Below are 7,983 nucleotides of genomic sequence, written 5' to 3'. Positions count from 1 at the left end.
CTCCGCATTGTCGGCCAGGCCGAGATAGTTGTTGGCGCAGAAATTGAGCACCCGCTCGCCCGAGGCGACTTCGATCTCGCCCGCCTGCTTCGAGGTGATGACACGCTCCGACTTGTAGAGCCCTGATGTCTTCAGGCCCTCCAGTTCTGAACGGAGATGGGTGAGGAAGCGCCCGTCCATTCAGATGCTTCCTCCCACCCGTTCAACCGTCCGGGTTGCGGCCGGCGAAAACCCTTGGCGGCACAGTGCGTCAAGACCTTCGAGATCCAATCGCTCGAGACCGAGTTCCGGAAGAAGGTTGTTCTCGCCTTCGAAATCGCGCCCGTACATCGCCGAGAAGATGCGAATGCCCGCCTCGTGCAGGGTCGCCGGGCATCCGGCAAGGCGCGCGAGCTGCGCCGTGACCACCAGACCGAAGGGCACGTCCTCCGTCACATAGCGACTGTCGGCCGTCGCGGGGCCCGTGCCGTAATGCCCAGCCTGGTGCATCTCCTGGTTCATCTGTGAAATGGTGCTGACGGGAACATGGAACGAGAGATGGAAGTGCTGGAAGATGTCGCGCACGTTCAGGTCCAGCTTCTCGGCGACGGCCAGGCGTTCGCGATCCAGCGTTTCAAGAAGACGGCCGATGTTGGGGGTGACGTTCTCAGCCTGCACCCAGCTTTCGCCACGTTCCATGCGCGACATGTTGCCAAGCGCGATACCGAGGTGGTTTTGCGGGTTCAGGTTGGATAGCGCGATCGCCAGCAGGCTGCCGCGGTCGACGAAATGTCCGCCGAACAGCGCCGTGCAGATCGCGTGTCCGCGCGCGCTCTCAGACGTCGGGACGGTTGCGAGGTCGACCTGCTTGCGGATCGTGTTTACCTGAACCAGCGACGGGCCGAGTTTCCTGCCGCTGACGATGGTCGTACCCCAGGCAACGATTGGGATGGTAATGCCGCGCGCAACCAGCAGCGACGAGAGATAAAGCGCTCCGAAGGAGGTGTGCGAACTGAAGATCACCAGCTGGTTGGCAGCGATATGCGGCGCGATGGCATCGAGCACGAACCGGTGACCGTAGGCCGGCAGTGCAACGAGGATTACATCCGCGTCGCGCACCAGGTCTTCCGCGCTCTCGGCGACGGTCGGTTTGAATGCGCCTTCCACGGCACCTTCGGCCGTCAGGCTCTCGCCCTCGGCCAGCGCAAGGGTTCCTGCGCCGGATGGTGACCAGAGCGTTGCCTTGTGTCCCAGTTTTTCAAGAAGTGCAGCGGTGCCAAAGGCAATAGAGCCAGCACCTGCGATACCTACGCGCATGTCGTTTTCCACTTTCATTGATATCGGGTAACGGGCGCAGCTCGGCGCCCGCCGTCGAGGTGTTGCGGCTAAGCCGCGTTTCGGGCGGGGATGAGCGTTGTCCCTTCGGATGACCAGCCAACCCAGATGTCGTCACGGCTGAGGCCTTCCACCTCGCTCGGATGAACGAGCGCGTTGAGCAGATGCCCCTCGCCGATCTCGACCTTGAGCGATGTGTGGTTGCCCTTGAAAACCCGCTGGCGGATGCGACCCTTAATCCGGTTGACGACAGCCGGTTCCTGCGCCGAGCATTGGATCGCTTCCGGCCGCAGGACGACATAGATTGCATCGCCCGCCCTTGGAGTGAGCGCGCCGGCCGACGCCTTGATCGTCATGCCGTTCCACCGCACCGCCGCTTCGCCGGCGTCGGTACCGACGACGTCGGAATGCAACAGATTGGTTTCGCCGAGGAAGGTCGCCACGAAGGCGGAGCCGGGGCGCTTGTAGAGGGTCGCCGGGTCCCCCATCTGCTCGATCCGGCCATTGTTCATGACCACGATCGTGTCCGACATGGTAAGCGCCTCTTCCTGGTCGTGGGTCACGAACATGAAGGTCTTGCCGGTCTGCTCCTGGATCGCCTTGAGCTCGATCTGCATCGTCTGGCGAAGCTTGGCATCGAGGGCGGAAAGCGGTTCATCGAGCAGCAGAACGTCGGGATCGGGCGCCAAAGCGCGCATCAGGGCGACGCGCTGACGCTGGCCGCCCGACAGCTCGGACGGAAGGCGCCCGGCAAAATCCTGGAGCTGCACGAGTTCCAGCAGTTCCGATACGCGCCGCTGGATCTGACGGTTATCGACGCCCTTCAGCTCCAGGCCGAAGGCGATGTTCTTCGCGACCGACATGTGCGGGAACAGCGCGTAATCCTGGAACACGATGTTGACGTTGCGCCGGTTCGGCGGAACCATCGTCACGTCGCGGCCGGAGAGCAGGATGCGGCCCTCCGTCGGCGTTTCGAACCCGCCCAGCATACGCAGCGTGGTCGACTTGCCGCAGCCGGAGGGGCCGAGCAGGGTGACGAACTTGCCGCGCTCGATGTTGAGATTGAGATTATCGACGGCGACGAAGCTGCCGAAACTCTTGCGGATATTTTCGAACTGAACAACCGGCTGCATCAGCGGATCCTCGAACGACGTGTGAGATATTCTGCGTAGAGCCCGACCACGGCGGTCACGACCAGGACGAGCGTCGCAATGACGTTGATCTCCGGAGACATGCCGGATTGCACCCGGGCGAAGATCAGCATCGGCAGCGTCGGGCGATAGCCGCCGAGGAAGAAGGTGCGGACGAAGTCGTCGCTCGACAGCAGCAGGCAGAAGATCATGCCGCCGAAGATGGCCGGTCCGAGATAGGGAAGAGTGACGCGGAAGAAGGTGACGATGCTGTCTGCGCCGAGATCACGTGCGGCGTCGACCAGGTTGCCCGGCATCGAGCGCAGCCGCGTTAGCACCATGACCACCACGAAAGGCACGGCATGAACGACGTGACCGAGGATGATGGCGACGGTTCCGGTCGGCAGATCGATGGTGGTGATGAAGATGCGCAGCGAAATCGCCGAGATCATGCCCGGCACGACGGCCGGCAGGCAGGCGACGGCGAAGGCCACGTATTGAGCGGCGCCGCGCAGCGACCCGATCAGCATCGCGATCCAGACACCGATCACCGTTGCAATGGCCGTCGTCGCCGCGGCGATCATGATGGTGTAGAGGCAGGCGTTAAGGAACTGCTTGTCTTGAATGACCTTGGCATACCAGTCGATCGTCAGGTTTCCGAGCGGAAACGAAATGAAGCTCGCATCCTTGAAGCTGACCGCCACCATGAGTGACAGCGGCAGAAACAGGTACAGGACAAACAGCCAGTAGAAGGACTTGAGGGCCAGCCCCGGCCAATCGTGAAACAGGGCGCGCATCAGAATGTCCTTTGCTTCGAGCCGCCGACGACCCGCATGAACAGACCGACGGTAACGAGGGATGCGGCAAGCATGATCATCGCGAAGGCGGCACCGGCCGGCCAACGGCTGCTGGCGCCGTGGAAGAAGCTGCTGATCGTCTCGGAGAACATGCTTGTGGTCGGTCCGCCGAGGAGAATGGGAGCGGCAAACACGCCCATGCAGGTGAGGAAGACCAGCGAGCATCCGGACACGATGCCGTCGCGCGACAGCGGCAGGATCATGCGACGGAAGCGCGTGAACGGCCCTGCCCCAAGATCCGCGGAGGCATCGAGCAGCGACTTCGGGATCTTCTCGATCGCCGAATAGAGCGGCAGCAGCATGTAGAGGCAGACCATGTAGACCAGGCCGAAGCTGATCGAAAACGAGGTGTAGAGCATCTGGATCGGGCGCTCGGTCAGCCCGATTTCCCTGAGCAGCACGTTGACGGCGCCGCGGTTGGCCAGAAGCATGATGACGGAGAAGATGCGGATGATCTCGCCGGCCCAGAACGGAGCCAGGAGCAGGAGCAGCGCACGCGACCGGCTGCCTGCGGAAACGACCTTTGCCACGTAGTAGGCGACCGGGTAGACGACCACCAAGGTAACGGCGGTTGCGATCGAGGCATAGATGAAGCTGCGCAGCAGCGGCATCCAGTAGAGCTTTTCACTGAAGAAGAGCGCGTAGTTGTCGAACGTGAAATTGGCTTCCACGCCCGGCTGCGGCGGATAGCTGGACAGGAGGCTGATGCGCAGCATCTCGTAGATGGGGCCGATATGCATCATCAGCATCCAGACGACCGGCACGCCGGCCAAAAGCAGGATGCGTCCGTATCGCCACTCGGCAACCGCGCCCAAGGTGTAGCGATAGAACGGTGAGTTGATCACCCTCGCGACACCGGTCGAGTATTTCATGTGCGCAGCACGGACGGGGAGACCGCCACCTGCCGTATGTGTTCCCACGGCCATTGAATTATCCCAAAGCTTGTCCGCGACCCGACGGGCGTTGGCAGAACATGCGTCACCGTTCTGACCCCGCCGCCAAGGCGAGGTCAGTCAATCATCGCAATGCGATTGATTAGGCCGCTTTCAGTTCGGCGACGGCGCGATCGATGATCTCGTTCTTCATCGAGCGGTTGAGCGAGCTGAAGAAGGTGACGCGCTCAAGTTCGTCTTGCGGCAGGGTCGATGCCAGCCGCTCCCTGTCGTCGAGCAGCGTGTCGACACCTGCGATCGTCGAGCTGAAGCCGGACGTGCGGGTCATCGCCGCGCCGACCTCGGGATTGGCGAGGATCGCGTCGAATAGCTTGTAGGCGTTCTCGGCGTTAGGCGCATTGTTGACGATGTTGAGCGTGTAGCAGAACCCGTAGGTGCCTTCCTTCGGCACGGAGAGTTTCACCGGCACCCCGTCCATGATCAGTTTGGCGGCAGGGCCGGACCAGGCCTGTGCCAGGTGGATGTCCTCGTTGATGAACATCTGCTGCACTTCGCTGGCCGCGTCGTAATATTTGCGCACCATGTGTTTGTGCTTGATCAGGTGGTCGCGCGCCTCGCTGGCTGCCTTCTGGGCCTGCTCGACCTTGCCTGTGTAGGTAACGAAGTCGCCGTCGTGGCCGAGATACTTCATAGTGAGCGACATGAAATCGCCGGCCATGTAGGCGGTCAGCCCTTCGTATTTCTCGTCGAACATGATGCCCCAGCTGTCGGCTTCCGGAACGTAGTCCGTGTTGCGGACGAGGCCTTCGTAGCCGGCAAGGATAGGCAACCCCCAGAGGTTGCCCTCGTAGCGTGCCCAGGCCGCGTCCTGATAGGCAGGATTGAGGTTCGCCCAGTTGCGCAGCTTTGCCGTATCCAGCGCCTGCACCAGCTTCGAGCCGATGAACTGGCCGTAGCGATGGCCGGCAACCGTGACGATGTCGGTCGTCGGATTGGCGCCTTCCGCCGTCAGCAGGTTGTACTGCTTGCCCTGGTCGTCTGTCAGGCGGATGCGCACCTCGATGCCGCTGTCCTTCTGGAACTGCTCGATGAAATCCTGCGGCAGGAACTTGTCGTAGGTGGTGATGTTGAGCACCGAACCTTCGGCGTGTGCCGACCGGATGATGTAGGGTGCTGTAAGAAGTGTTGCGCCGCCAGCCCCCAGCAACTTGAGCGCGTTCCTGCGATTGATCTTCTGTCCGATTATCATTGTTCCCCTCGCGCCTCCCAGCGTGACTTGATCAGCCTTGGTCCGTGCTCCGCACTTTTGGGGACCGGTCGCCGATCGCGCATCCGGATCGATGCGGTTGTAGCCTGCGCAAAGACTGGCTCAGCAATTTCAGACCGTCTAATTGTTTTTTAGCCTGCATCCATTCCAAAAGGTTATAGGCTGTAAAAGAGGTAACTGGAGCAATCTGCGCTGTATCGTCAGGGGCGCGGGCCAGCGGATTGTCAACATCTGCAGGTGGAGCTAGGCTCACGGCAAAACGTCCATGTGAGAAGTTATGGGATGAAGCGCGCACCGAACCTGCGACAAATCGAGGCTCTGAAAGCCGTGATCGAGAGCGGCACGGTGAGCCGCGCGGCGGAGGTGTTGCATATCTCGCAGCCCGCGGTGAGCAAGCTTCTGGCGCATCTGGAAGAAGACACCGAGCTTGAACTGTTCGATCGCGTCAAGGGGCGACTCATTCCTTCGGAGCACGGGATGCGGCTCTACAAGGAAATCGACCGTGTGTTCGCCGGCATCAAGCAAATCGAACGCGCGGTCGACCTGATCCGGCGCGAGGAACTCGGGCAGATATCCGTCGGGGTCATGCCGGCGCTATCGGGCCTTTTCATCAGCCACACCAACAAGCGCTTTCTCGCCGGACATGGCGATGCCTACATCTCGGTGGTGATCCGCAGCTCGCAGTTCATCGTCGAGTGGCTGCTTTCCAAGCAGGTCGATATCGGCCTGATCAATCGCGATACGGACAACCCGTATATCGAATGCGTGCCTTTGCGCGGCGGGGATCTCGTCTGTATCGCACCGCGGGATCACCACTTTGCCGGCAAGCAAGAGGTCGTGCCCGCCGATATCAGCGGTGAACCCTACATCGCCTTTGCTGCAGACAACCGTATCCGGCAGAAGATTGAAAGCACGCTCGACGGCTACGGCGCGCGCCTGAACTACATCATGGACGCGACGCTTGCGCCGGCGGTGTGCGAAATGGTCGCCAACGGGCTCGGGATTGCCATCGTCGACCCGGTTTTCGCCTACGGCCAGCGCGACCGACTGACAATCCGGCCGTTCCGTCCGAACATTGCTTCGGACCTCAGCCTCTGCTGGTTGCGCGATACGAGAAACCGGCATCTTGTGGACGCCTATGTCGAAGCGACCCGTGCGACGGTCCGATCGATGCGTTTCGACACCCCGGAATGAAGCCGGCGAGCATGAGCTCGCTGGATGACATAGCCGCTACGCCCCGCGCGGCGGACGGCCGGAACTGACTTTCGCGGCTATTCCTCGTCGAGGCTTGTGCTGGGGGAATCGAGCATACGAATGGACGCCGCTGCGCCGGGATCGAATATCGTCCGTCGGCGTACATAATTTTTTCGACCGGCTGCAACGCGCATTGGAGGAACGAAACGCATGTTGGATCGTGACGTGGATGAAGTCGGCCAGCTGATCATTGCCAGCTATCGACAGCTGACGGGACGAGACCTGATCGACCCGTCGGTGTGTGCCGCATGGCTTTATGAGGCCGCACCATTTGCCGTGCTCGCACACGATCGATCCGATGATCCCCGTTTCATCTACGCCAACAAAACCGCGCAGAGCTGTTTCGGCTACAGCCATGACGAGTTTCTTGGCATGCCGTCGCGTCTTTCGGCCGAGGCACCCGAGCGCGAGGAACGGCAACGCTTTCTCGACAGTGTGTCTTCAAAGGGTTTCATCGACGACTATCGCGGCCTTCGCATCGCGAAAACCGGACGCCGGTTCTGGATCGAAAAGGCTACCGTCTGGCAACTTGTGCGCCCCGGCGCCGAAACGCTCGGCCAGGCAGCCATTTTTCGTCGGTGGCAGGACGTTTAGGCGGACAACGACGCCCGTTGCGGCGATGCCCTCATGTGCGTCGATGCGGCTGGTCCGTTCCCAGCCGCAGTCGGAGCGCAATGCGGAGTGACACTCGCGCTTTTAGCGCGGGGCAACCGCGCCTGCATAGAAACCGCCGTCGCCGCCGTAATAGTCCTCTCTTACGCTGCTGCCGCCGGCGGTCTGGGAGCATCCGGCAAGCGAGGAGAGTACGAGCAACACTGCAACAATACGCATCGGGTTTGATCCTTTCTTTGCTGCCCCACACATAGTCATCGGCAAGGGCCCGGGCAACCGGGCGCCGGCACGACTTTCAACCAAAGCCTGCGCACCCGAAAACATCCGGGACGAAAAGCGAATTGCCCGGGCGAACCAGAGCATGGGACGATGGCGCGCAACGGACCCTCGGTCGAATGGAGGGCGCTCTGGGGCCAAGCACTGAAAGGGCACCACCCGCCCTCCCCTCCAGCGAAACTTTGCGGTCGGGGCCGCAGGCCGTACCTGTCGGCAGAACCTTGCTGCAGCGGGATCGAGCGAGGCCCGGAGGCGCGGGTCGAAGCGGACGGTGCGCCACATCTGAACGTCAGATCTTTCCTCAAGTTGCAACACGCGGCGGTGGCGGTCTTTCAGAGCCGAGCTCGCTTCTTGACAGCCATGGTCTCCGTTCATATTGT

At 61.6% G+C, this 7,983-nt stretch carries 8 protein-coding genes and 1 pseudogene; 2 read left to right on the top strand and 7 right to left on the bottom strand.

The window, feature by feature from the left end; translation table 11 throughout:
* The 6 genes and pseudogenes from VGO12_RS14985 to VGO12_RS14960 all read right to left on the bottom strand — a co-directional run.
* Window positions 1-180: pseudogene (locus tag VGO12_RS14985) on the bottom strand (glycine C-acetyltransferase); the annotation flags it as partial.
* Window positions 181-1,296 (bottom strand): NAD/NADP octopine/nopaline dehydrogenase family protein, encoded by a 1,116-nt coding sequence (locus VGO12_RS14980; RefSeq protein ID WP_327513541.1) that lies wholly within the window; start codon window positions 1,294-1,296, stop codon window positions 181-183.
* 68 nt (window positions 1,297-1,364) lie between these two features.
* The gene (locus VGO12_RS14975; RefSeq protein ID WP_327513540.1) at window positions 1,365-2,447 is read right to left on the bottom strand and encodes an ABC transporter ATP-binding protein; all 1,083 of its coding nucleotides are present in this window, start codon (window positions 2,445-2,447) and stop codon (window positions 1,365-1,367) included.
* On the bottom strand, window positions 2,447-3,241 hold the full coding sequence (locus tag VGO12_RS14970; protein ID WP_327513539.1) for an ABC transporter permease: 795 nt from the start codon (window positions 3,239-3,241) through the stop codon (window positions 2,447-2,449). The genes VGO12_RS14975 and VGO12_RS14970 overlap by 1 nt, the downstream gene beginning before the upstream one ends.
* Window positions 3,241-4,227: an ABC transporter permease gene (locus VGO12_RS14965; RefSeq protein WP_327513538.1), complete on the bottom strand. Its 987-nt coding sequence runs from the start codon at window positions 4,225-4,227 to the stop codon at window positions 3,241-3,243. Before VGO12_RS14965 ends, VGO12_RS14970 begins: the two co-directional genes overlap by 1 nt.
* 109 nt (window positions 4,228-4,336) lie before the next feature.
* Window positions 4,337-5,443 carry an extracellular solute-binding protein gene (locus VGO12_RS14960; protein WP_327513537.1) on the bottom strand — a complete coding sequence of 369 codons (1,107 nt, stop codon included), beginning with the start codon at window positions 5,441-5,443 and terminating at the stop codon, window positions 4,337-4,339.
* 300 nt (window positions 5,444-5,743) lie between these two features.
* Here VGO12_RS14960 and VGO12_RS14955 point away from each other — a divergent pair, with 300 nt between their 5' ends.
* Together VGO12_RS14955 and VGO12_RS14950 are read left to right on the top strand one after the other, a co-directional pair.
* Entirely contained in the window at window positions 5,744-6,655 is a 912-nt protein-coding gene (locus tag VGO12_RS14955; RefSeq protein WP_327513536.1) for a LysR substrate-binding domain-containing protein, read from the top strand.
* Between the two features lie 210 nt (window positions 6,656-6,865).
* The gene (locus VGO12_RS14950) at window positions 6,866-7,309 is read left to right on the top strand and encodes an MEKHLA domain-containing protein (protein ID WP_327513535.1); all 444 of its coding nucleotides are present in this window, start codon (window positions 6,866-6,868) and stop codon (window positions 7,307-7,309) included.
* Window positions 7,310-7,411: 102 nt separating this feature from the next.
* On the opposite strand, the gene VGO12_RS14945 is transcribed toward VGO12_RS14950, so the two are convergent.
* Window positions 7,412-7,546: a hypothetical protein gene (locus VGO12_RS14945; RefSeq protein WP_327513534.1), complete on the bottom strand. Its 135-nt coding sequence runs from the start codon at window positions 7,544-7,546 to the stop codon at window positions 7,412-7,414.
* Window positions 7,547-7,983 lie beyond the last annotated feature (437 nt).

Source organism: Ensifer sp. (assembly GCF_035999135.1).
GTDB lineage: Bacteria > Pseudomonadota > Alphaproteobacteria > Rhizobiales > Rhizobiaceae > Ensifer.
This window is presented reverse-complemented; position numbering and strand designations above follow the sequence as displayed.